Origin of the sequence: Streptomyces sp. NPDC007875 (assembly GCF_042868035.1) — a bacterium.
GTDB lineage: Bacteria > Actinomycetota > Actinomycetes > Streptomycetales > Streptomycetaceae > Streptomyces > Streptomyces antimycoticus.
Map to the genome: position 1 here is coordinate 314,164 of NZ_JBIADZ010000009.1, position 22,565 is coordinate 336,728.

General features: G+C 71.2%; 19 protein-coding genes and 3 pseudogenes. 12 read left to right on the top strand and 10 right to left on the bottom strand.

All coding sequences use genetic code 11. The annotated features are described in order from the left end of the window. Window positions 1–6 precede the first annotated feature (6 nt). From ACFYOY_RS21210 to ACFYOY_RS21220, 3 genes are all read right to left on the bottom strand, one after another. Complete coding sequence (locus tag ACFYOY_RS21210) at window positions 7–942, bottom strand: catechol 1,2-dioxygenase (RefSeq protein WP_351893797.1); 936 nt, start codon at window positions 940–942, stop codon at window positions 7–9. Beyond that, window positions 935–2,446 carry an aldehyde dehydrogenase gene (locus tag ACFYOY_RS21215; protein ID WP_351893800.1) on the bottom strand — a complete coding sequence of 504 codons (1,512 nt, stop codon included), beginning with the start codon at window positions 2,444–2,446 and terminating at the stop codon, window positions 935–937. Before ACFYOY_RS21215 ends, ACFYOY_RS21210 begins: the two co-directional genes overlap by 8 nt. 133 nt (window positions 2,447–2,579) lie before the next feature. Beyond that, window positions 2,580–3,155 (bottom strand): MarR family transcriptional regulator, encoded by a 576-nt coding sequence (locus ACFYOY_RS21220; RefSeq protein WP_351894030.1) that lies wholly within the window; start codon window positions 3,153–3,155, stop codon window positions 2,580–2,582. 195 nt (window positions 3,156–3,350) lie between these two features. On the opposite strand from ACFYOY_RS21220, the gene ACFYOY_RS21225 reads away from it, so the two are divergent. Then, window positions 3,351–4,706 (top strand): glutamine synthetase family protein, encoded by a 1,356-nt coding sequence (locus tag ACFYOY_RS21225; protein ID WP_351893804.1) that lies wholly within the window; start codon window positions 3,351–3,353, stop codon window positions 4,704–4,706. Between the two features lie 52 nt (window positions 4,707–4,758). On the opposite strand, the gene ACFYOY_RS21230 is transcribed toward ACFYOY_RS21225, so the two are convergent. Both ACFYOY_RS21230 and ACFYOY_RS21235 read right to left on the bottom strand, forming a co-directional pair. Beyond that, window positions 4,759–5,490, bottom strand: coding sequence for an alpha/beta hydrolase (locus tag ACFYOY_RS21230; RefSeq protein WP_351893806.1), 732 nt, complete (start codon window positions 5,488–5,490; stop codon window positions 4,759–4,761). Window positions 5,491–5,624: 134 nt separating this feature from the next. Next, window positions 5,625–6,572 (bottom strand): LysR substrate-binding domain-containing protein, encoded by a 948-nt coding sequence (locus ACFYOY_RS21235; protein WP_388588793.1) that lies wholly within the window; start codon window positions 6,570–6,572, stop codon window positions 5,625–5,627. 110 nt (window positions 6,573–6,682) lie between these two features. Between ACFYOY_RS21235 and ACFYOY_RS21240 the strand changes: the two genes are divergently transcribed. From ACFYOY_RS21240 to ACFYOY_RS21260, 5 genes and pseudogenes are all read left to right on the top strand, one after another. Further along, entirely contained in the window at window positions 6,683–7,996 is a 1,314-nt protein-coding gene (locus tag ACFYOY_RS21240) for an aspartate aminotransferase family protein (protein WP_351893810.1), read from the top strand. Between the two features lie 105 nt (window positions 7,997–8,101). Further along, on the top strand, window positions 8,102–9,028 hold the full coding sequence (locus tag ACFYOY_RS21245; protein ID WP_351893812.1) for an ABC transporter ATP-binding protein: 927 nt from the start codon (window positions 8,102–8,104) through the stop codon (window positions 9,026–9,028). Next, window positions 9,025–9,840 carry an ABC transporter permease gene (locus ACFYOY_RS21250; protein ID WP_351893815.1) on the top strand — a complete coding sequence of 272 codons (816 nt, stop codon included), beginning with the start codon at window positions 9,025–9,027 and terminating at the stop codon, window positions 9,838–9,840. The genes ACFYOY_RS21245 and ACFYOY_RS21250 overlap by 4 nt, the downstream gene beginning before the upstream one ends. A gap of 63 nt (window positions 9,841–9,903) precedes the next feature. Further along, entirely contained in the window at window positions 9,904–11,196 is a 1,293-nt protein-coding gene (locus ACFYOY_RS21255) for a sensor histidine kinase (protein WP_351893819.1), read from the top strand. After that, window positions 11,193–11,796, top strand: a pseudogene (locus ACFYOY_RS21260) (DNA-binding response regulator). The gene ACFYOY_RS21255 and the pseudogene ACFYOY_RS21260 overlap by 4 nt, the downstream one beginning before the upstream one ends. A gap of 5 nt (window positions 11,797–11,801) precedes the next feature. Here ACFYOY_RS21260 and ACFYOY_RS21265 read toward each other — a convergent pair. Then, window positions 11,802–12,812: an alpha/beta fold hydrolase gene (locus ACFYOY_RS21265; RefSeq protein ID WP_388588797.1), complete on the bottom strand. Its 1,011-nt coding sequence runs from the start codon at window positions 12,810–12,812 to the stop codon at window positions 11,802–11,804. A gap of 347 nt (window positions 12,813–13,159) precedes the next feature. On the opposite strand from ACFYOY_RS21265, the pseudogene ACFYOY_RS21270 reads away from it, so the two are divergent. The 4 genes and pseudogenes from ACFYOY_RS21270 to ACFYOY_RS21285 form a co-directional block, all read left to right on the top strand. Then, window positions 13,160–13,573 (top strand): annotated as a pseudogene (locus ACFYOY_RS21270) (inorganic phosphate transporter); the annotation flags it as partial. Between the two features lie 30 nt (window positions 13,574–13,603). After that, the gene (locus tag ACFYOY_RS21275) at window positions 13,604–13,837 is read left to right on the top strand and encodes a hypothetical protein (protein WP_388588800.1); all 234 of its coding nucleotides are present in this window, start codon (window positions 13,604–13,606) and stop codon (window positions 13,835–13,837) included. A gap of 19 nt (window positions 13,838–13,856) precedes the next feature. Then, a pseudogene (locus ACFYOY_RS21280) lies at window positions 13,857–14,457 on the top strand (polyphosphate kinase 2); the annotation flags it as partial. Further along, a complete protein-coding gene (locus tag ACFYOY_RS21285; RefSeq protein ID WP_388588803.1) occupies window positions 14,445–14,849 on the top strand; it encodes a UTRA domain-containing protein in 405 nt (134 codons plus the stop codon). The pseudogene ACFYOY_RS21280 and the gene ACFYOY_RS21285, both read left to right, overlap by 13 nt. A gap of 63 nt (window positions 14,850–14,912) precedes the next feature. Here the strand turns inward: ACFYOY_RS21285 and ACFYOY_RS21290 are convergent, their stop codons facing one another. Next, window positions 14,913–16,259, bottom strand: coding sequence for a family 43 glycosylhydrolase (locus tag ACFYOY_RS21290; protein ID WP_388588805.1), 1,347 nt, complete (start codon window positions 16,257–16,259; stop codon window positions 14,913–14,915). Window positions 16,260–16,583: 324 nt separating this feature from the next. Here ACFYOY_RS21290 and ACFYOY_RS21295 point away from each other — a divergent pair, with 324 nt between their 5' ends. Further along, entirely contained in the window at window positions 16,584–18,602 is a 2,019-nt protein-coding gene (locus ACFYOY_RS21295) for an aconitate hydratase (protein WP_351893839.1), read from the top strand. On the opposite strand, the gene ACFYOY_RS21300 is transcribed toward ACFYOY_RS21295, so the two are convergent. Next, window positions 18,582–18,716: a hypothetical protein gene (locus ACFYOY_RS21300; RefSeq protein ID WP_351893842.1), complete on the bottom strand. Its 135-nt coding sequence runs from the start codon at window positions 18,714–18,716 to the stop codon at window positions 18,582–18,584. The two genes, ACFYOY_RS21295 and ACFYOY_RS21300, sit on opposite strands and share 21 nt — an antisense overlap. A gap of 519 nt (window positions 18,717–19,235) precedes the next feature. Between ACFYOY_RS21300 and ACFYOY_RS21305 the strand changes: the two genes are divergently transcribed. Continuing rightward, window positions 19,236–19,808, top strand: coding sequence for a YceI family protein (locus ACFYOY_RS21305; RefSeq protein ID WP_351893845.1), 573 nt, complete (start codon window positions 19,236–19,238; stop codon window positions 19,806–19,808). A 26-nt stretch (window positions 19,809–19,834) separates the two neighbouring features. On the opposite strand, the gene ACFYOY_RS21310 is transcribed toward ACFYOY_RS21305, so the two are convergent. Beyond that, the gene (locus tag ACFYOY_RS21310; RefSeq protein WP_388588810.1) at window positions 19,835–21,355 is read right to left on the bottom strand and encodes a sulfatase; all 1,521 of its coding nucleotides are present in this window, start codon (window positions 21,353–21,355) and stop codon (window positions 19,835–19,837) included. A gap of 124 nt (window positions 21,356–21,479) precedes the next feature. Then, window positions 21,480–22,478, bottom strand: coding sequence for an MsnO8 family LLM class oxidoreductase (locus ACFYOY_RS21315; protein WP_351893852.1), 999 nt, complete (start codon window positions 22,476–22,478; stop codon window positions 21,480–21,482). Between the last annotated feature and the right edge of the window lie 87 nt (window positions 22,479–22,565).

The window sequence follows — 22,565 nt, forward strand, 5'->3', positions numbered from 1 at the left end:
CTCTCCTCAGACGGGGCGGTGCGGGGTGGGCACGGTGGCGGAGGCGGGCGAGCCGGCGCCGGTCCAGCCGTCGGCCGGGCGGGCGAACCAGAGGTGGGCCTGGCCGGTGCCGACGGCGTTCTCGTACGCGCCGTACTGGCGGGCCCGGGCGACACACGCCCGGTCGCCGAGCGCACCGGCCATCATCAGGTAGTGGAAGAACTTCGCCTCGGGCCGGTACGTCCAGAACGTGTCCATGGTGTCGAGGACCTTGTCGTGGCGGCCCTCCTTGAACCAGGCGATGCGTTCCTCGTCGGCCGCCCTCGCCTCGGGGGTGAAGATATGGCGCGGGTCGCTGGACTCGTGGTCCCGGATCTCGCGCAGCGGCCAGAAGGTGTGCGAGAGGGCGCCGGAGGCGATCAGGAGGACGCGGCGGCCGGGTGTGGCGGCGACGCCGTCGGCGAGCGCCCGGCCCAGCCGGAGGTGGTCCTCCATGTCACCGGTCTGACAGACCCCGATCGACATCCACCGCTTGCCGGGCAGGCCCTCGCCCAGGAACTTCCACAGGTTGACGGTGGCGTACTGGATCGGCAGGTAGGCGTCGTCGATCGCGGTGATGAAGGTGGCGTGGGCGTCGGCGAAGTGCGTGATGGTGTGGGCGAGTTCGGGGTCGCCGGGGAAGTCGTACGGCATCCGGCACATGCCTCGCGGCAGCTCCTCGGAGGTGTACAGCCCGGCACGCCGCGGCTGGGCCGTCACGACGAACTCGACCGTGGTGGCCCAGTGGGAGTCCAGGACGACGACGGTGTCGTAGTCGTCGCGTGCGAAGACGTCCTCGCGGAGCCGGCGGAGGCCGGTGACGAGGGTGATCTCCTTGCCGTCGTTGAGCGCGCGCCGGGTCTCCTCCGGGAGCACGATGGTGGGGACATGGGCGAGCAGGCCCGCCCCGACGATCTCACCCATGGTCGTGGAATCCCTTCGGGGCCATCACGCGGTTCTTCAGATCGCAGTAGAAGTCGAAGCTCCAGGTGCCGCCCTCGCGGCCGACGCCGGAGAGGCGGGAGCCGCCGAAGGGGGCCCGCAGGTCGCGTACGAAGAAGCAGTTGACCCAGACCGTGCCCGCCACCAGCTGGGCGGTGACCCGCTCGGCACGCCGGTGGTCGCCGGTGGCGACGGTGGCGGCCAGCCCGAAGCGGGTGTCATTGGCGAGGTGGATCGCCTCCGCCTCGTCCACGAAGGTCTGCAGGGTCAGGACCGGGCCGAAGACCTCCTCCTGGACGACCTCCGAGTCCTGGGCGACATCGGTGAGGAGCGTGGGCCGGTAGTACAGACCGCCGAGCCGGGCGTGGGAGCCGCCGCCGAAGACCACGCGGGCACCGGCCGCGACCGCCCGCCGTACGAAGCCGTCGATCCGCTCGGTCTGGCGGGGGTGGATGGTGGGCCCGATGTCGGTGGCCTCCTCGCGTGGATCGCCCTGCCGCAACCGGGAAGCCTTCGCCACGAAGCGCTCGGTGAACTCGTCCGCGACCGACTCCTCGACGAGGAGGCGGGTGGCGGCCAGACACACCTGTCCGGCGTTGTCGAACTGCTCCACGGCCAGGTCGGCGGCCAGCTCCAGATCCGCGTCCGCGAAGACCAACAGCGGTGATTTGCCGCCGAGTTCCAGGCTCAGCGGGGTCAGGTTCGGTGCGGCCGAGGCGGCGATGCTCCGGGCGGTCGTCACCGAGCCGGTGAAGCTGATCCGGCGGACGTCCGGGTGGGAGGTGAGGTCGTCGCCGACCTCGGCCCCGTGGCCCTGGACGACATTGAGAACACCGGGCGGCAGTTTCGCCTCGGCCGCGATGTCCGCGAGCAGCGAGGCGGTCAGCGGGGACCATTCTGCGGGCTTGAGAATCACCGTGTTCCCGGCGGCCAGGGCCGGGGCGACCTTCCACGTGGCCAGCATCAGCGGGGCGTTCCACGGGGTGATCAGCACACAGGGGCCCGCCGGGTCCCAGCTGACGTGGTTGGTGTGACCGGGCGCGGCGGGGCCGCCGGTGTACGTGGTGAAGTCCTCGTGGCCCAGTGTCAGCAGCCAGTCCGCGAAGAAGCGGAAGTTGCGGGCGACGCGCGGCATCACACCCCTGCGGTGCGAGCGCAGAAGCGCGCCGTTGTCGGTGGTCTCGACGATCGCCAGCTCTTCGAGGCGCTTTTCCACCCCGTCGGCGATGGCGTGGAGGACGCGGGCGCGCTCGGCCCAGGGAGTGGCGGCCCAGCCGGGGAAGGCGGCCTTCGCGGCGGCCACGGCGGCTTCGGCCTCGGTGGGGCCGCCGCGGGCGATGCGGGCGAGGGTGCTTCCGTCGATCGGCGAGAGGTCGGGGAAGGTGTCGGCGGATGCCACGCGCCGGCCGCCGATCCAGTGTCGGGTGTCGACGGCGACGCCGGCGATCCGCGCCTCGTGCACAGCTGTGTCCGGCTGTTGGGGCATGTCCCGATCCTCCAGCTTGTTTGGCCCCAAACAAGCTAACTCTGCCACGAGGCGGGGTCAAGGTTGCCGTGGTGGCCTCGGTGGCCGGGATACCGCGCCGGGCGCCGTGCCGGGGTGTCGCCCCCGGGCGTGGTCACTGGCGGGAACGGCGGCCCGAACGGCGCGGGGCCAGGTCCCTTCCGTCGAGCAGCTGCCGTCGGCGCTCTTCGCCGTGCGCCTCCAGCTGGGCCACGATGGCGCGCAGCCCGTTGGCGAGCCGCAGACAGTCCTCGGCGCTGAGCGGGGTGGCGACGAACGCCTCCTCGGCGTTGAACGCGGGGAAGAGGCGCTCCATGAGCTCCTCGCCCTCGGGGGTCAGCGAGAGCAGGACGCGTCGGCCGTCGTCGGGGTGGGGTGCGCGGGCCACGAGGTGGCGTGACTCGAGAGTGCGCGCGATCCCGGTCAGCGTCCCCTTGGAGACGCCCGCCTCCTCCGCGACCGACCAGGTCTCGGCCTCGCCCCAGATCCACAACACCCACAGCACCACGAAGCCGGTCCAGGTCAGATCGTGCGGGCGCAGCACGGAGTTCTCCAGGTGCTGGCGGACGGCCGCGGCGGCGCGGTGGATATTGGCGACGGCGGCCATCTGTTCGCGCTGCAACTCGAAGCCGCCGAGTCGTTCCTGGACGGCCTGTTCGGTCTCGGTGATGGATCGGCGGCGCCCGGGCACGATGGCATCCTCCTCGGCTTCGGGCGGCAGGGACCGCCGTGTCATTCGTTCGCGATCAAATGTAGCCCCGGGTGCGCCGGACGCCGGGCGGCGTTCGCGCCCTGGCCGCATCGTGGCGATCCCTTGTGGACGGCCCGGCCGACTCGTATCGTGTGGCCTCCCGTTTGGCATCAAATAACTTTTGCGGAGCGACCATTGAGCGCCGAGACAGCCGACCGCGTCCGCCAGAGGACCGAGGCACTCGCCGCCGAGGGCATCGACGTCGTACGGGTCGCCTATCCCGACATGATGGGCTCCGACCGCAGCCGGGACATTCTGCTGCACCACCTGCCCCATGCGGTCGGCCACGGGCTCGCCTTCAGCCGCGCCGTGTATCACACGGGCGCACTGGGCGATCACTCGCACATCGCGGGCGGTCTCGAAGCGGGTATGCCGGACGTCCTCGTACGCCCCGACCTCACCACGCTCGTCGCGCTGCCGTGGGAACCGGGCGTGGCCGGGTGCATCGGCGACGTCCGCGACCCGGCCACCGGACTGCCCGTGCCCGAATCGCCGCGGGATCTGTTGCGTCAGGTCATCGGCCTGCTGATCGACGGGGACCTGACCGCGGTCGTGGGCCCGGAGCTCGAGTACGTCCTGCTCGACCCCGACCCGGCCTCGCCCGTCGGCTGGCGGCGCTACGCCCCCGCCCCGGGCCACGTCTATACGACCGGCCGCATGGGCGACCCGGACGGCCACCTCCTGCGGACCGTCCGCGCGCTGCACGCCCTCGGGCTCGACGTCAGCGGCGGCAACCGGGAGTTCGACAGCGGCCAGTTCGAAATCAACCTCAGCCACTGCGAGGCACTGGACGCCGCCGACCAGGCCTTTCGCTTCAAGGCCGCTATCAAGGAACTCGCCCATGCGGAGGGCAGGTTGGCCACGTTCATGGCCAAGCCGTTCAACGAGGGAGGCGGCTCGGGTTTCCACCTCCACCTCTCCCTCGTCGACGCGGACGGCCGCAACGTCTTCGACGCACCCCGGGGCGCCTATGGCCTGTCCGCCACGGCTCGCCACGCCCTGGCCGGAGTGCTCGCCCACGCCCCCGCGCTCTTGGCGCTCCTCAACCCCACGGTCAACTCGTACAAGCGCTTCGGCCCGGACACGACGGCTCCCTGGCTGATCAACTGGGGCCTGGACAACCGCAACGCCCTGGTCCGCATCCCGCCCGAGCGCGGCGGCGCCACCCGTCTGGAAGCGCGCCTCGGCGACGCCACCGCCAACCCCTACCTCGCCATCGGCGGTCTGCTCGCCGCGGCCCACCTGGGCATCGCCGCCGCCCAGGAGCCCCCGGCGCCGATGACCGGCCAAGGCCACGACAGGGGCACCGCCGCCGCGCTGCCGACCGGCCTCGGCCAGGCACTCGACGCCCTCGAAGCCGACGACCAGCTCACCGATGTGCTCGGCAAGCCCTTCGTCGACGCCTTCCTCACCTTCAAGCGCGATGAGCTGGCCAGGTTCCAGCGATACGTCACCGACTGGGAGTTCCGCGAGTACGCACGGATCACCTGAGCCCCCCCGGCACAGCCGCGCCGCGATCGGCGCGGCTGTGCCGGGGGCGCCATCAGCCGAGGTGCCGGGCGAAGAACCGCAGCGCGCTGTCCAGCTCGAAGGCCGGGATGTCCCCGTGCCTGCCGGGGTTGGCGTGCAGCGTCTTCTCGGCCGAGGCCAGGGCGTCGAACAGCGCCAAGCTCTCGGCCCGGGGCACTCGCTCATCGTCCCACTGCACCAGGAACTCCACCGGGACGGTGATCCGTGCGGCGTCCCCGGCCGAGGCCAGAGCCCCGCCCAGGCCCAGCACCGCCGCACGGACCCGGGGTTCGGCGGCAACGAACGGAACGCCGAGTCCGCACCCCAGTGAGACTCCCCAGTAGCCCACCGGCCCGGCGCCGACGTGTCCGAGTCGCTGAACCGCGTCCAGGACCGCCCGCCATTCGGGGACAGTCTGGCGGGCCACGAGCGCCTGGAAGTCGGCGATGAGCGGGGCCAGTTCTTCTCCGGCCGCCACCCGTGCCTGGTTCTCGGTCGCGATCCGGTCGTATTCCTCGACCACCGGACGGTCGCCATGCCCGGGTACGTCGACCGCCACCACCGCGAAACCGCACTCGGCCACGTAGCGGCGCGCGCGAGCCAGGATGTCGGGGGCCTTCTTGTGCTGACCGCCACCGTGCCCCATCAGGATCAGGGGACGCGTACCGGCAGCACCTTCCGGTGTCCACAGCACACCGGGAATCCCATCGAGGGTGAAGAGCTGTTCGCGGACACCGTCGGACGGTGTCTCAGAGGTGAAGCGCATGGCGTTTCAAGCCTTTCGGGATGCCTTCCGCGGGCACTCCCTGGACCATGCGGGGGAGGGAGTGCCCGACCTGTCACAGCGTTGATCGGTCTCACCTCCTCGGTTCGCAGCAGCGCACGGCGGCACCGAAAATATCACGCACCGAAGCCACCTTGTTGCCGGCCGGGGCGCAGGTGCGGTGCGGACAGGGCCGGGAGTTCGGGGTGGTCGCGCAGCGCCGCGACGACCGCGTGCACCGCCGCGCGCTGCGTGGTGCCGCGGCGCACCGCGATGGCGACGTTGCGGTGCACCGGTGTGCTGAGCTCCCGGGTGGCGACGGCGTGCTCCGGTGTGATGGCGAGGGCGGGCAGCAGGGCGATCGACCGGCCCGATTCGACGTGTTGCAGCAGCATCAGGTAGTTGCTGAACCGGCAGGCCACCCGGGGCTCGAAGCCCGACTCGCGGCACAGCCGTACGGTCAGATCCGCCATGTACGACTGTGGTCGGTCACACGCCCACGTTTCCTCCGCGCATGCCGCGAGGTTCACCGTCGTGCGGCCGGTGAGGGGGTGGTCAGGTGGCAGGACCAGCACGATCGGGTCGGTTCCCAGGGGAATGATCTCGAGGTCCGCGCCCCATGAGAGGCCGACGTAGTCGGTGGTGGTGACGATGACGTCCGCCTCCCCCGAACGGAGGGCCGGTCCGCTCTCATGCGGTTCCAGCTCGATCAGTTCCAGGTGCAGCCGCGGGTGGGTGGTGGCCAGGCGGGTCGCCGCCGGGACCGCGAGGGGGTAGATGGCGCTCTGGAACGCCCCGAGCCGTACGGTGCCGATGGGCTCGTCGTTCAGGGCGTGCAACTCGGCCTCGGCCTCGGCCATCTGGTCCAGGATCTCCCGGCCCCGACGGGCCAGCAGCAGACCGGCCGGGGTCAGCCGCACCTTCCGCCCGGTCCGCTCCAGCAGTCGGCACCGGGTCTCGGTCTCGAGGACCGCCAGTTGCTGGGAGACCGTCGAGGCGCTCAGATGCATCGTCTCGGCGACCGCGCGGACGGTACCCAGGGTTTCCAGCAGGCTGAGCAGCCGCAGCCGGCCCGAGTTGAGCATGCGCCCGATTGTAGGTTCGGCCGTACGATCTCGCTGTACGGTTCTACCTGACAGAGCGGTCGGATCTGTGCGATGGACGCGCGCAGCGGAGCATCCCTACCGTCGTTCCTATGCCTTCCGAGACTGCCGGTGCCGCCCCGGAGCGCCACCTCATCCGCTACAGCGGCCACGCCCCGTTCACCCCCGAGATCATCGCCCGCGCCGCGGGCACATCGGTGTTCACCGAGAGCGGTCGCGAGCTGCTCGATTTCACCTCCGGCCAGATGAGCGCGATCCTCGGCCACTCCCACCCGGCGATCGTCGCGACGGTTCGCGAGCAGATCGCCCTCCTCGATCATCTGCACAGCGGCATGCTCAGCCGCCCGGTCGTCGACCTCACTGGCCGGCTCGCCGAGAGCCTGCCCGAGCCGCTGGAGAAGGTGCTGCTCCTGACCACGGGGGCGGAGGCGAACGAGGCCGCGGTGCGGATGGCGAAGCTCGTCACCGGCCGCCATGAGATCGTCTCGTTCGCCCGGTCCTGGCACGGGATGACCCAGGCCGCCGCGAACGCCACCTACAGCGCGGGGCGCAAGGGTTACGGACCCGCCGCGCCGGGCAACTTCGCGCTGCCGGTCCCGGACCGCTTCCACCCCGACTTCGTGGACGCCGAGGGCGCGCTCGACTGGCGCCGCCAGCTCGACCTGGGCTTCGACCTGATCGACGCCCAGTCGGTCGGCAGCCTCGCCGCCTGCCTGGTCGAACCGATCCTCAGCTCCGGCGGTGTCATCGAACTCCCGCCGGGCTACCTCGCGGCCCTGGCACAGAAGTGCCGGGAGCGGGACATGCTGTTGATCCTCGACGAGGCGCAGACCGGGCTGTGCCGCACCGGCGACTGGTACGCCTTCGAGCACGAGGGTGTCGTCCCGGACATCCTCACGCTGTCCAAGACGCTCGGCGCGGGGCTGCCACTGGCCGCCGTGGTGACCAGCCCGGAGATCGAGCAGCGGGCGCATGAGCGGGGGTTCTTGTTCTTCACCACCCATGTCAGCGACCCGCTGCCGGCCGCTGTCGGCAACACCGTCCTCGAGGTGCTGGTCCGCGACCGCCTCGATGAGCGTGCGCGCGAGCTCGGCACGGCACTGCGCGGTCATCTCGACGCGCTCGCCACCCGCCACGACGCCGTCGGCGATGTCCGCGGCCGTGGGCTGCTGCTGGGTATGGAACTGGCCGGCGACCAGATCCTGGGCGCCGGTGGCGCCGACCGGCTGGGCGCGGCCGTCACCCGGCGCTGCTTCGAACTCGGGCTGCACATGAACATCGTGCAGTTGCCCGGCATGGGAGGCATCTTCCGGATCGCGCCCCCGCTGACCGCGAGCGACAACGAGATCGCCCACGGTGCCGCCATCCTCGACCAGGCGCTCACCGACGCCGCCAAAGACCTCTGACGGTATCTCCGGTGACGTATCTCCAGGGTTCGCATGACAGATGTCAGATGGACGCATGACAGACCGCACTGCCACCCGGCCCGCCGCGCCGGGAGTCTGGAATGCATGGACACTGTGATCGAAACCGCCGATCTACGGCGGCACTATCGGGGCTTCGAGGCCGTGCGCGGCATCGACCTCACGGTCGCCCGCGGTGAGCTCTTCGCGCTGCTGGGGACCAACGGGGCCGGTAAGACCTCCACCCTGGAGGTCTTGGAGGGGCAGGCCACCCCCACCGCCGGAACCGTCCGGGTGCTCGGCCGCGACCCGTACCGCGAACGCGCCGCCGTCCGCCCCCGTATCGGGGTGATGCTCCAGGAGGGCGGCTTCCCGACGGAGCTGACGGTCACGGAGACCGCACGTATGTGGGCGGGCTGCACCAGCGGCGCCCGCCCCGTGGCCGAGGCCCTGGAGCTGACCCGGCTGTCCAAGCGGGGGGCGGTGCGGGTCAAGCAGCTCTCCGGTGGCGAGCGCCGTCGTCTCGACCTCGCGCTGGCCCTGCTGGGACGGCCCGAGGTGCTGTTCCTGGACGAGCCGACGACCGGCCTGGACGCGCAGTCCCGCCGCGAGACCTGGGAGCTGATCCGGGAGCTGAAGCAGCAGGGCACGACGGTGCTGCTCACCACCCACTATCTGGAAGAGGCCGAGCAGCTGGCCGACCGGCTGGCCATCATGCACGCGGGGCGGATCGCCACCTCGGGGCGGGTTGCCGACGTGGTCGCCGAGCGGCCCTCGCGGATGAGTTTCGAGCTGCCCAGGGACCACTTCCTGGGTGATGTGCCGCCGCTCGCACCCCTGGGTGTGACCAGCTACGAGGAGGCCGGGGGGAGGGTCCGGCTGGAGACCGCCGATCTGCAGCGCACGGCCACGGCGCTGCTGGTCTGGGCCCGGGACAGGGGCGTGGAATTGCGCGGTCTCGACGCCCGGTCCGCCACCTTGGAGGAGGCGTTCATGGAGATCGCGAAGGGCCTGGACAGCGAGGAGGCACGATGACGACGTCAGCAGCCCGAACGGCACGAACGTCCGTGGCCACGGCCCCCCGGCGCACCGCCGCAGACCGCATGACCGCCCTCGGCCGCGCCGAGCTGACGCTGCTGCTGCGCAGCAAGGCGTCCCTGGTCACCGCGGTGATCCTGCCCAGCACGATGGCCTTCGCGATGCGCGGCACGGTCGAGGAGCTGGACCTGGGCGGCACCGGCCTGTCGGTGGCCACCGTCATGCTGCCCGCCGCGCTGGCCACGGCACTGCTCTTCTCCGTCTACACCTATCTGGTCGGCGTGTACGTGGTGCGCCGCGAGGGCCTGGTGCTCAAGCGGCTGCGCAGCGGCGAGGTACGCGACTGGGAGATCCTCGTCGGCAGCGCGCTCCCGGCGTTCCTGCTGGCGGTCGTGCAGTCCCTGCTGCTGGCGGTCGGGATGACCGCGTTCCTCGACGCGGACGCACCCCCCGCACCGCACCTGGCGGTGCTCGGTCTGCTCAGCGGTGTGGCCATGCTGGTCGCCGGGGCGGCGCTGACGGCGGCTTTCACCCGGACATCGGAGAGTGCCCAGATGACGTTCCTGCCGTTCTTGCTGGTGACCATGGCCGGCTCCGGGGTCTTCGCGCCGCGTGAGGTGATGCCGGACACGATGGCCGACATCGCCGCCTGGCTGCCGTTCTCGCCGGTGATGGACCTGCTGCGGGGCGGCTGGACGGATGACCTGGCCGCTATGGATCAGCTCCGGGCGGTGATCCTCGCGCTGGCATGGACGGGCCTGGCAGTGTGTGCTGTGCGTCGGCGGTTCCGCTGGGGACCGCGGAGTTGAGAGCGGCGGGAGCCTGAGGTGGCGGAGCCCGAGGTGATGAGGCCAGAGGTGGCGGAGCCCGTGATGACAGGGCCTGAGGTGGCGGGGCCCGAGGTGGCGGGGCCCGAGGTGTCGCGGCCCGCGGTGTCGGGGCCGGGGAGCATGAGCGTGGAGACCTGGGTGGAGCGGCTCGGGGGCCCGGACGGCCCCGAGCGCTACCGCCGCTGGACCCTCGGCACCCTCGCCGCCTTCGCCGCAGCCGAGGCTGCGCTGTGGGCGTTCTGGGTCAAGACGTCGGACGCCGGCACGCTCGGGTCGGCCCTGGTGGCGGCGGTGGGCGCGGCACACGTCGGCGCCCATCTGCCGCTCTCCCGTGCGGCCCTGCGCCGCTACCTCGGTGCCGGACCCCGCCCGGTCGGGCTGGTCGCGCTGTACGTCGCCGTCACCGTGGCCATGGCCGCGGTGGGCTGCGCGCTGCTGGCCGCCGGGCGCATCGGGGACCGGGACCTGGTGACCTACCTGATCTGGCTGATGATGTTCTACGCGGGCCCGCCGATGCTGGCGCTGCCGCCCCGCACCGGGGTGGTGCTGGTCGGGGCGGTGCCGGTGGCGGCGCTCGGCGCGGCGGTGGCGAGCGGGCTGTCGGGGGAGCTGCTGGCCTTCGCGGTCGGCGGGATCCTGTTCATGGTGCCGTTCATGGCCACGGGGATGCGGGTCACCGGCTGGAGCGTGCGACTGATCGAGGAGCTCGCCAAGGCGCGGGCGACACAGGCACGGCTGGCCGTCGCGGAGGAGCGGCTGCGCTTCGGCCGCGACCTGCACGATGTGCTCGGCCGCAACCTCGCGGTGGTGGCGCTGAAGAGTGAGCTCGCGGTGCAGCTGGCGCGGCGGGGCCGGGAAGAGGCGGTGGCCCAGATGGAGGAGGTGCAGCACATCGCGCAGGAGTCGCAGCGGGAGATCCGCGCGGTGGTCCGCGGCTACCGCACCGCCGACCTGCTCGCCGAGCTGGCCGGGGCCCGATCCGTACTGGAGGCGGCCGGGATCGACTGCCGGATCGAGAACGGCCCGGCGGCGCGGCTGCCCGTACAGACGCAGGCGGCGCTCGGCTGGGTGGTCCGCGAGGGCACGACGAACGTGCTCCGCCATGCGCAGGGCGCTTCGCGCTGCGAGGTGTCGGTGCGCGCGACGGTCTCGGGCTGGGTGGCGCTCGTCATGGAGAACGACGGGGCAGGTACGGCCCCCCGGACCGGCACCGGCAGCGGCCTGCCGGGGCTGCGCGAGCGCCTGGCCGAGGTGGACGGCACGCTGACCATCGAACGGCGCCCAAACGGGATCTTCCGCCTGACCGCGAGGATTCCCTGGGAGACGGCCGAATGATCAGGGTTCTGCTCGCGGACGACGAACACCTCATCCGGGGCGCCCTCGCCTCCCTCCTCGCGCTGGAGGACGACATCACCGTGGTGTCGGAGGCCGGAACCGGCGACGAGGCGCTGGCCATGGCCCGGGCACACCGCCCCGCCGTGGCCGTCCTGGATCTGCGGATGCCCGGATGCGACGGGGTGTCGGTGGCGGCGAAGCTGCGGGACACGGTGCCGGAGTGCACATCGATGATCGTCACCAGCGACGCCCGGGGCGGGGCGCTGAAAAAAGCGCTGGCCGCGGGCGTGTGCGGCTTCGAGCCGAAGAGTGTCCGCGCGGCGACTGGCGGAGATCATCCGTACCGTGCACACGGACGGCCGCTACGTCGACCACGAGCTGGCGGCGGACGCCATCGCCGCGGATGAGTCGCCACTCACTCCCCGCGAGGCGGAAATGCTGTCACTGGGCGAAGACGGGGCTCCGGTGGGGGAGATCGCGTCCCGGGCCGCGCTGTCGCCCGGGACGGTGCGCGACTATCTGTCGGCCGCCGCGGCCAGGCTCGGCGCGGAGAACCGGCACGTGGCGGCTCGCATTGCCCGCGAGTGCGGCTGGCTGTAGCCGCCCTACCCGCGCGAAGAACGCGCCCGTCGACGTCGGCGGTGGCCGAGGACGAGGGCTCCACCGCCCAGCAGAAGGGCCGCAGCGCCCCCGGTCACCCACGCGGCGGCCGTGTCGGCGGGCCGGGACTCCGCCCCGGCGCGGGAGTCGGAAGGCTTGGCGGCGGGCGACGGCCGGGCCTTGCCGGTGGCCGTGGCGGCCTTGATGATGAGGTCGGTGACCTCCTGGGGGTGGGCGATCATGGCCACGTGGGAGGAGTTGATCTCCACGGTGTGAGAGTGGGCGCGCTTGGCCTGGAAGCGCTCCTGCCGGGGGTTGATGGTCTTGTCCTGCTTGGCCACGAGGACCCAGGACGGGATCTGCCGCCACGCGGCCACCTTGGCCTTCTCCGAGAACGTGGCCGTCGTGGCGGGCCGTTGGGTCGCCGCCAGCAGCTTCGCCGTACTGACCGGGAGGTCCGCGGCGAAGACCCGGTGGAGCTTGTCCCGCTTGAGGTACAGGTCCTTGCCCCGCATGCCGTCACCGGCCCGGTAGGGGACCGCCCTGGTGGCGGTGGCGAGCTCGCTGGGGAACCGGGCGGCCAGCGACTGGCCGCTCTCGCCCTTGTCGGGCATCAGGGAGGACACGTACACCAGCGACTTCACCCGGGGGTGGCCCGCCGCGGCCGAGCTGATGACCGCGCCGCCGTAGGAGTGGCCCACCAGCACGATCGGGCCCTTGATGCTGTCCAGGACGGAGGCGATGTAGGTGGAGTCGGTGTACAGACCGCGCAGCGGGTTGGCGGGGGCGATGACGCGGTAGCCGCGGCGCTCCAGGCGCTGGATGACACCGTTCCAGCTGGAGCCGTCCGCGAACGCGCCGTGGATCAGCACCACCGTGGGCTTCCCGTGGGACGTGTCGTCCTCCGCGGCGGCCGGAGCCGCCACGGTCGCGCACACCGCCACGGCGCACCCGGCCGCCGCGACACGTGCGCGGGTCAGTCCGCGTCCGGGGCCGAGAGCCGGAGACGCCACCATGGTGTTCTCGCTTCCCTTGAGGTGTTCCGAGGGCTTCTGAGGTGTTCCGAGGGCTTCGCTCAGGGGCCCTTGAGAGCCATGCCTCCTCAACGTTCGCGGGACCCGTGGCGCCTGGCCGCGCGGCAGGGTCCGACCGGGTGAGAGAGGTCATCCACCGGGGTGACACCGCGCTGACAACGATGCCCACGACCTGCGCGCGGCGTTCTTGTACTGCCTTTGCCTCGAGTTCGCCGAGCATTGGCCTGAGCTTGTTTGCATGCAGGAATGGACCCCACACCTGCTTGGTGGCGGTCGTCATCGTCACGGCCCTGGCCTTCGACTTCACCAACGGCTTCCATGACACGGCCATGACCGAGATCCAGTCGCCGCAGGGCTTCGCCGCCGAAACCGCCTCCACCACCGTCATCCTCACCTCCGCGCACCTGGGCTTCGCCCTGTCCACGACGCAGGTCGCCTCGCAGCATCCTGGGTGCCGGGCTCGGCCGACGGCTGGCGGAGGTGCGCTGGGATGTCGCGGGCCGCATGGTGATCGCCTGGATGGTCACGCTGCCCGCCGCCGCGCTGGTCGGTGGCGTCTCCGCGAGCGTGGTCACCAACGGCGGCAACATCGGCGCGGCGGTCGTCGCCCTGGTCGGTGCGGCTCTCGCCGGGGCATCGTGCTCCTCTCCCGCCGGAACCCGGTGGACGTGAAGAACGTCAACGACGCCCACGAGGTCACCATCCGCACCGAGCCGCTGGCCAAGGTCGGCACGGCCGCGTGAGTCACCCTGAATCACGGAGAGTTGAAAACGATGCATCTCGACTGGAGTGCACTCGGCCAGGTCACCGCGGTGAGCATCGGCGTCACCGTCGCCGTGGTCGTCGTCTTCGCCCTCGGCGTCCTGGGCCTCTCCAGCGTGGAGGCAGCCCGTGAGGAGAACGGCACCGGCTCCACCGTCGGCCTCACCCAGGCCGGCCTGTGCTTTGTGGCGTGCGCCGCGGTGGTGGCGTACGGAATCTACCTGATCGTGCCGCAATTCCACTGAAGCCGAGAGGAAGGACTGGATGACAACGCCGCCCTTGCTGTCCGAGCTGTCCGACCTGCGGGTCGACTACAGCGACCACGACGACCCCGTGCTCATCCGGCCGGACGGAAGCCCGGTCGACACCTGGCGGGAGAACTACCCGTACCCGCACCGCATGGAGCGCAAGGAGTACGAGTGGCACAAGCGGCTGCAGCAGATCGAACTGCTGAAGTTGCAGAGCTGGATCAAGGAGACCGGACGCCGGCTCGTCATCGTCTTCGAGGGTCGGGACGCGGCCGGCAAGGGCGGCACGATCGAGCGCTTCACCGAGCACCTCAACCCGCGCGGCGCACGGGTCGTCGCGCTGGAGATGCCCACCGAGCGCGAACGTGGCCAGTGGTATTCCCAGCGGTACGTGGAGTATCTGCCGACCGCGGGTGAGATCGTGCTCTTCGACCGGTCCTGGTACAACCGGGCCGGCGTCGAGCGGGTCATGGGCTTCTGCTCGCAGGACGACTACCAGCGCTTCACCCGGCAGGCGCCGCTGTTCGAGCGGATGCTAGTGGACGACCGGCGTCGACCTGGTGAAGTTCTGGTTCTCGGTGTCCCAGAGAGCCGTGTCCCCTCGATGCACCAGACGAGCCGCGAGGCGGGTGGTGAACCGCGCACGGTGGTGCGCGACGTGACCACCGTCCCGGTCACCGGCGCCATCGCCGAGCGGCTGGAACGTGCCGAAGGCAGCGCGGTCCACCTGCTGACCCGGCAGTCGTACATCGACGGCCCGCTCAGCGGCTGGTCCCCGGAGTGGATCCCGGCCGACATGCCGCCGGAGCTGGACGCGGCCGTGCACGCCGTGGAGTCGCTGGACTCCATCCTGCGGCAGATGTGCGGGGTGACCCCGGTCCGCGCCTGGTGCCGGGTGAGCAGCGTGCTGCCCGACCGGCGGGCGGCGGAGGGGCTGGAGACGGCGCACAACCGGCCGGGGTGGCTGGTGGAGAGCCTGAGCCGGGACGCGGCCTACGACGCGCGGTGATGTGCAGCTCCACCTGGTCCCGCCCGGACAGCATCCGGATCATCGTCGAGCTCGACGGCCCGGTCACCCCCTGACGCCATCCCGCTTCCGGCGCTGGACGTACAGGCGGTTGCCCTCCGGGCCGGTCCATTCCAGCCGCACGACACCGGGGACGGCGGCGTCGGCGATGCGCGACGGGTGGGACCAGTAGCCGAAGTTCGGGTTGCGGAAGAAGGTCGCCCACAGGTGGCCGCCGTGATCCACGAAGAAGTTGTTGTGGCCGGCCCCGACACCCGCGGTCCACCGCTGGGAGTACGGTCCCTCGAAGGTGTCCGAGACGGCCACGACGGCGTCGTACTGGTACTGCACACGGCCGGGGCCCGGTGGGTCGTAGGCGTAGCGCGTGCCGCCGTCGGGATCGATCGACGTACGGTCCCACGCGGCCTGGACGAGGTAGTACTTGCCCCGGTACTTGAACACGTACGCGCCCTCGAGATACGGCTCGGGGGAGTACGGCATCTGCCGGAACGTGGGGAGCTTGGCCGTCGGGTTGATGTCCTCCATGTCGTTCCGGAACGGCGCGTACAGGTCGTTGTGGAGCACCAGCCACGCGTCGTCGCCCTCGGTGTAGAGGCTGCCGTCGATGTGGTGGTAGGCGCCGGGCTCGATGAACTCCGGTCCCCCGATGAACGATTCGCCGAAGGGCTTGTCGAGGTTGCCCTCGATGAGCCGGTACGGGCCCTCGACCCCGCCCTCGCTCACCAGGAGAAACGAACCCACCTTCCGGGAGTGGTCGCCCATGCACGCGACGAGGTACCAGGTGCCGTTGAAGTAGTGCAGCTCCGGGGCCCAGACCTGGCCGCGCTTGCCGAACTGGTCGTCGTACCAGTACTCCTGCCACGGAGCGACGACCGTGCGCCCGGGCCGGTTCTCGCCGACGAACTCGGGCGACCACACCTTGCCCCGCTCGGCGCCGGGCCGGATGCCGGTCGTGTCCACCAGCCGCCATGGCCCCCGAAGGGACGGGGAGATCCACACGAAGATGCCGTCGTTCCAGGGGGCGGCCGCGCTGAGTTCGGGCACGCGGGTGGTGCCGGTGGCCACGTACATCGGACGGCCGTCCACGACAAAGCAGTTGACGTAGGTGTCCCGCATCCAGACCACGCCGCGCTCCCGGTCGCGGGGGCGCCGTTCGAGCGGGAGGACGAAGGAGTTGTCCTGACGCGGCCACAGGTCCAGCCGGGTGTCCGCGAGGCCGTAGGGCTCGAGTTGGGGCCAGTTCGACGGGTGCCGCCGCGTCGGCGCGACCTCCGTGGGGGACGCCTGGGCCGCGGTCGCGGGCAGTCCCGCCGCAACTCCCAGGGATCCGGCGACTCCGGTCAACAACGTCCGTCTGTCGATGTGCAACCTGTGCTCGGAGTTGGTCGGCATGGAGCACAGCATGCGAACGCCCGCCGATTTACGTCAAGAGCCAGGACAAAAATGCTCCGGAGGGTCCGGTCGCGCGAGGGGTCCGGGGGAGGGCGGCGATCACGGCGCAGACGATGCGGCAGGAGGAGGCGACAGGAGCAGGCGCCCGGTGAGGAGCCGGATGAGGGGGGCCGGATTGTAGGAGAGGGCTGCCGACGGCGCATCCGCACCGCCGGGCCATGACCGTGGCCCCCGGCGATGGGTGCAGTATGGGGGTAGCTGACGGGAACCGGCTGTGGGGCGCCCGGAGGGCCCGGACGCTCCGCCCGGAGAGGCGGTGGCGCTATGGATCTTCCCCGTGCTCGCGCGCACGGCACCGTGACGCAGCGACTGATCGGCGATCATCTGTTGTCCGGCCGCATGGAGCCGGGGGAGGAGATCGCGCTGCGCGTGGACCAGACGCTGACGCAGGATGCCACCGGCACGCTGGTGATGCAGGAGCTGGAGGCGCTGGCCCTGGACCGGGTCCGGACAGAGGTCAGCGTGCAGTACGTGGACCACAACATCCTGCAGGCCGACGAGCGCAACGCCGAGGACCATCTCTTCCTGCGCTCGGCCGCCCGCCGCTTCGGCCTGTGGTTCTCCAAGCCCGGCAACGGCGTCTCACACCCGACCCATATGCACCACTTCGGCGCTCCTGGGAAAACCCTCGCCGGTTCGGACTCGCATACCTGCGCCGGCGGCTCTCTGGGCATGCTGGCGATCGGCACCGGCGGCCTGGAAGTGGCACTCGCCATGGCCGGAAGGCCTCTCCACCTCACCATGCCCGAGGTCTGGGGCATTCGGCTGACCGGGGAACTCCCGCCCTGGGTGAGCGCCAAGGACGTGATCCTGGAGCTGCTGCGCCGTCACGGGGTACAAGGCGGCGTCCAACGTGTTCTGGAGTACCACGGGCCCGGTCTGGCTTCCCTCACCGCGATGGACCGGCACGTCATCGCGAACATGGGGGCGGAACTCGGCGCCACCACCACCGTCTTCCCGTCGGACGAGGCGGTGCGCGGCTTCCTCGACGGGGTGGGGCGTGGCGATGACTTCGTCGAGATCACCGCGGAACAGGACGCGTCCTATGACCTCGACGAGGAGATCGACCTGTCGTCCCTGGAGCCGCTCATCGCACGGCCCACGTCTCCGGGAAACGTCGTGCCGGTCAGGGAGGTCGCCGGAGAGCCCATCGCCCAGGTCGTCATCGGCTCCTCCGCCAACCCCGGATTCCGCGACTTCGCCGTCCCGGCCGCCATGGTGGCCCGACGGCAGGTCCCGGCCGGGGTGAGCTTCGACATCAACCCGACATCCCGCGAGATCCTCCAGGACCTGACGCGCCGCGGGGCGACGTTCGACCTGATCGCCGCCGGTGCCCGGATCCACCAGTCGGGCTGTCTGGGCTGCATCGGCATGGGACAGGCACCGGCCTCGGGACGCAATTCCCTGCGCACCTTCCCGCGCAACTTCCCCGGCCGTTCCGGCACCGAGGACGACGCGGTGTGGCTGTGCTCACCGGAGACCGCCACGGCCTCCGCGCTGACCGGCGTCATCACGGATCCGCGCGACTGGGCCGACCGCCTCTCGGCGGCCCCTCCCACGCCGGACCTGCCCGCCCCGCCCTCGAACAACGACGCCATGCTGGAACCGCCGCTGCCGCCGGACGAGGCCGCGCGCGTATCGCTGGAACGCGGCCCCAACATCTCCGCACTTCCGGAGCTGGATCCGCTGCCGGACAGCCTGCACGGACCCGTCCTCCTCAAGGCCGGCGACGATGTCTCGACCGATGAGATCTCCCCGGCCGGAGCGGCCGCCCTGCCCTACCGCTCCAACATCCCCAAGCTCGCGGGATTCACCCTCACCCGGCTCGACCCCGACTACCCGCGGCGCGCCGAGGCGGTCCGGGAGGTCAGCGGGCACCTCATCGTCGCCGGTGCGAACTACGGCCAGGGCTCCTCCCGCGAACACGCCGCCATCACGCCGCGCTACCTCGGACTGCGCGCCGTCATCGCCAAGTCCTACGCCCGCATCCACTGGCAGAACCTCGTCAACTTCGGTGTTCTGCCACTGGAATTCGAGGATCCCGCCGACTACGCGCGCATCGAGACCGACGACCGGCTGCACCTGTCCGGTCTGCGCGAGGCCCTCTCCCCGGCCGGCGCCCCGACACTCCGCGTCCGCAACGCGACCCGGGACGAGGAGTACGCCGTCCGCCACCGTCTCTCCCCCCGGCAGCGGGAAGCGGTTCTCGCCGGCGGCGTCATCCCCGCCATGACGCCGCCGCCCGGAGCGGGACCGTCGGCGTCACGCCTGTCCGGCGCCTGAGAAGTCGGCGTCGTCGGCCAGGCCGGGCAGTGCACGCAGTGCGAGCGCCCAGCCCAGCCGGGTCCCACCCGAATCCGGCGACCAGCCGAGTTCGCACAGCAGGGCCTCCGGCAACCGCTCGTCGAGCGCCGCGACCTCCCCACTGCGCGGGGTGAGCGTCCGCAGCGCCCGTTCCGCCAGACGCGGCCCCGACCCCGCTTCGGCGAGGCGGGCGAAGGCAGGTGAGACCCCGGCGGTCGCGCCAGATCCGTGCGCAGGATCCCGATGAGCATCCGCGGGTCGCGGGGGCCGATCCGTACGATCCCCGCGTACCGCTCGGCCCGTGGCCGCCAGAACGACCGGACGTCGGCCGCGGTCAGAACCGGCGCCGGATGGGGTGGCGCGGCCGGGTAGACATCAACAACCTGGTCATCCTCTACCCGCAGACCGATATCAGCCTGGTCCGCGGCAACCCGCAGGGCTGCTGGGACTGGTGGGGTTTCACCGGCCGTGACTACGCCCAGAAGTCCGCGCCAGATGCGCGCCATCGTCCACCAGATCCACGCCCTGGGCGGCTGAGTGTCACGACGTGGCGACGGGACGTACCGGAACACATACCGCGAAAGCTGATGGTCGTCGCGTACGGTGAGTGCTGTGACACTGAGTGAGGGAAACCATCGCCTCGGGCCGCCGGGCGGACGACTGCTGATCAAGACCAGCCGTACCGGGCTCGGCCGGAGGGCGGGGCACGATCTGACGATCGAGGCCACCCGATGGTCCGGGGAGGCGACGGTGGTCGGCGGCGCCCCCGAGGAGTCGTCGGTGGCCGTGACGGTCGAGACGGACTCGTTGAGCGTCCGGGAGGCGACCGGCGGGCTCAAGCCGCTCAGCGAGGGCGACCGGGCCGAGATCGAGCGGACGCTGGGGGGCAAGGGGCTGCTGCACACCGCGGAGCACCCCACGATCACCTTCCGCTCCACGCGGATCACCGGAACGCCCGAGTCCTTCGAGATCACGGGCGACCTCACCATCAAGGGCCGGACCCACCCGGTGACGGTGCACGGGAGCGGCGATCCCCAGGGGACGCTGCGCGGCTGGGCGTCCGTCACACAATCCACCTGGGGCATCAAGCCGTACAGCGCGTTCCTGGGTGCGCTGAAGCTGTCGGACGAGGTCCGCATCGAGTTCGAAGCGACCGGGCTGGAACCGGCACCCGGCCCCGGATAGTGGCCGGGGCCGGGCCGCAGGCGCCGCTAGGTCTGCGTCCGGGACGCGGCTCGGCAGCTTTCCGCGCCCTTGCACCGCTGGAGCGCGGTGAGGGTGTGGTGCAGGGCGGCCCGTTGCGCGGCCGAGAGCGACGCCGCCCGGTTGGTCAGCTGGTCGGGGTCGGAGCCCAGCGCATAGAACTCGCGCTCCCCATCGGCGTATTCGACGTAGAGGGAGTCGTCGGTCCTCATCGCCGCGTAGGTCGGCGGGTCGCCGCTGTCCTTGGGCGCCGCGTCGGGGTCACCCTCCTTGGACGTCGCGTGATGGTGCTCGACCAGGACGGCCTGGCGCCACTCCTCCTCCGTCCGGCCGTGCATCAGGTCGCGCAGGCTGCGCCCGTCCACGGTCGACGGCGGCTCCACGCCCGCCAGGTCCAGGAAGGTCGGGTTGATGTCGACGTTCTCCGCGAGCCGCGACACCTCCTCACCGGCCGGAACGCCGGGCCCGGTGACCATCATCGGCACCTTGACGTCGGTGTCGTAGGCGGTCTGCTTTCCCGGGCGGAGCCGGTGTTCGCCCATGTGGAAGCCGTTGTCGGAGCCGAACACGAGGTAGGTGTCGTCCGCCAGGCCCTTCTCCTCGAGTGTCTTCTCCAGCTGACCGATCATGGCGTCGACCGCTTGGACGGAGCGCACTCGCTTGGCGAACCTCCGGTCGGTCTCCTCCTTCTCCTGCGCCGTCAGTGGCGACAAGGAGTGCTGCCACTTCGGCGCGTTGCGGGTGGCCTTGTCGTAGGCGTCGGTCCGGGGCGCCTTGAGCCCGGGGAATGTGTCCTTGTCGCGCGGCGCGGGTGTGGAGGGGCCGTGCGGCGCGAACGTGGCCACCTCCAGCATGAACGGCTTCTTCGCATCCGCCGAGGAGCCGATGAAGGAGGTCGCCTTCTTCGCCAGCACATCCGTCAGATAGTCCTGGGGGGCCTTCCCGTAGGGCACGACCTTGCCGTTCTCGTTCAGGTCGTACTTGTACTCCTTGTAGCCGTCCCCGGCCACGTCCCACTCGTCCCAGCCGGAGGGGACATACGGCTTGGAGGTGCCGTTCTTGTCGGCCGGCTGGTACCCGTTGAGGTACTTGCCCATGAACCCGGTGCGGTAGCCGGCGCGCTGCAGCGCGGGCCCGAAGGTCTTTTGCTCGTTGCGGTTCTTCATGAACGCGCGGTAGCCGCCGTCGTCGCCGGTATTGGTGAAGACCCCGGTGTTGTGCGGGTACTGACCGGTGAGGAGGGACGTCCGCGACGGACAGCACAGCGAGTCCGTGGCGAAGAAGTTCGTGAAGGTCGTCCCCTTCTTCTGCAGCTGTCGCAGGTGCGGCATGTACTCCACGAGATTCCACGCCAGGTCGTCCGTGAGGACGTACACGATGTTGGGCTTCTTGCCCGAGCTCGAGGTGTCGGCCGCGGGCGAGTCGCCTTCGGTGGCCGCGCTCACCACTCTCGCGCACGAGGCCAGCAAGGCGATGGCCAGAGCCGCACACAAGGCGGCGAGGACACGTGGACGGCGACTGCCGAACATGGCGCAACCTCCTACGAGTTGGGCGTCTTCGTCGCTCGGACCGTAGGAGAGGGCTTTGTGTGATTCTTGTGAGGCATCCCGCCGGGCCCGGGGTCGGCCCGGCGTGCCTGCTATGGATGTGCGGTCAGTGCTGCGGCGTCGTGGCCGGCGGCGCGGCGGCGTGTTCTTTGACGAGTTCGTACGAGCGCAGGCGGGCCGCCAGCGCGTAGACCGGCGTGACCAGCATCAGCTCATCCGCCCCGGTGGCGTCCGCCAGCTCCGTCAGCCGCCGCACCACGGTCGCGGGCGTGCCGTAGGCCTGATGGGCCCGGAAGGCCGCCAGCGCCTGCCGGTCGTCCGCGGTGAACGGATGCACGGACGCTTCTTCGGGTGAGGGGAACGGAACCTCGCTGTGCCCCTTGAGGAGCCCGGCCTTGACGACATCCATCGGGCCGGACAGCCGCGCCGCCTCCTCCTCGGTCTCGGCGCAGATCGTTTCCACGCACACCAGCACCCGGGGGCTCGTGCACCACGGGGACGGTGCGAAGTGCGCACGGTAGTGGCCGAGCGCGGCGAGGGTGTTGTCGGGGCGGATGTGATGGGCGAAGGCGAGGGGCAGGCCGAGCTCCGCGGCGAGCGCGGCACCGGCGGTGCTGGAGGCCAGCAGCCACGGCTCCGGCAGCGGACCGAGCGCGACCTCCTCGACCAGGAAGCGCAGCGTCGCCGCCACGTCGTCCCGGTACTCGTCGTCCGTCGTCGGCCCGGCGCCGCGCCGCAGCGCCCGGGCCGTGGACTCGTCGAAGGTGCCAGGGCCGCGGCCGACGCCCAGGTCGATCCGGTCGGGGTGCAGCGCCGCGAGGGTGCCGAACTGTTCCGCCAGCATGATGGGGGCGTGGTTGGGGGCGAGTACGCCTCCGGAGCCCAGGCGGATGGCCGATGTCGACGCGGCCGCGTGGGCGGTCAGGACGACGGGTGGGAAGGCGCCGATGGCGGGGGAGTGGTGGTGCTCGGCATACCAGAGTCGGTGGTAGCCGAGGGCGTCGAGACGCTGGGCGAAGGCCGTGGTGTCACGGAGCGTGTCCACGGCTCGCGTACCAGTCTGGACCATGGCGACTTCCAGCGCGGAGAGCGGCACATCGATCATGCAGTGAGCATACGGAGTGCGGGTGGCCTCAGGCAGCCGTTCGCCCAACGGCCGGTGACCGGGTCGCCCACGCCAGGGGCGCGCGCC